Origin of the sequence: Janthinobacterium sp. AD80 (genome assembly GCF_002878455.1) — a bacterium.
Classification (GTDB): Bacteria; Pseudomonadota; Gammaproteobacteria; order Burkholderiales; family Burkholderiaceae_D; genus Janthinobacterium.
On sequence record NZ_NRDQ01000329.1, the window covers coordinates 1 to 778 of the forward strand.

Genomic DNA, 778 nt, shown 5'->3' on the forward strand with positions numbered 1-778 from the left:
GAGCTACCGGGGCGCGCGCCTGGCCTTCGCCCTCGATGCGCCGCTGGCCGAAGCGCTGCGCCGCCTCAGCGCCCGCCATGGCGCCACGTTGTTCATGACCTTGCTCGCCGGCTGGAGCGCGCTGCTGGCGCGCCTGGGCGGCCAGGATGACATCGTCATCGGCACGCCCGTCGCCAACCGTCCGCTGCCCGAACTCGAAGCGCTGCCGGGCTTTTTCGTCAATACCCTGGCCCTGCGCGTGCGCCTGCATGGCGACCCCACGGTGGCGGAACTGCTGGCATGCATCCGCGCCACGGCGCTGTCGGCCTACGAACACCAGGACCTGCCGCTGGACCAGGTGGTCGATGCCGTCAAGCCCGTGCGCAGCCTGGCCTACAGCCCCCTGTTCCAGAGCGTCATGGCGCTCAACAACACGCCGGCGCCGGACGGCGACCAGCTCCTGTTCGACCCGCGCCCGCTGCCGCTGCCGCAGGCCAGCACGCACTTCGACCTGTCGCTGCTGCTCGACGACGACGGCCAGCATGTGTCCGGGCATATCGAATATGCGAGCGATTTGTTCGAGCATGACGGCATCGCGCGCCTGGCTGCCAGCCTGCAGGCCGTGCTGGCGGCCATGGCGAGCGACGAGACCATGGCCCTCAGCCGCCTGCCGCTGATGGATGCGGCGGCGCGCCGGCAAGTGCTGCTGGACTTCAACCGCGGCACGGTCGCGCCCACGCTGCAGTCCACGGTGCATGCGCTGTTCGAGCAACAGGCGGCGCGCACGCCGCAGGCGCCG

The 778-nt window shown here is 71.0% G+C and carries 1 protein-coding gene; it reads left to right on the forward strand.

The window, feature by feature from the left end; genetic code table 11:
- On the forward strand, positions 1 to 778 hold a 778-nt coding region (locus JaAD80_RS29170; protein ID WP_258003257.1), incomplete at both ends, for a condensation domain-containing protein.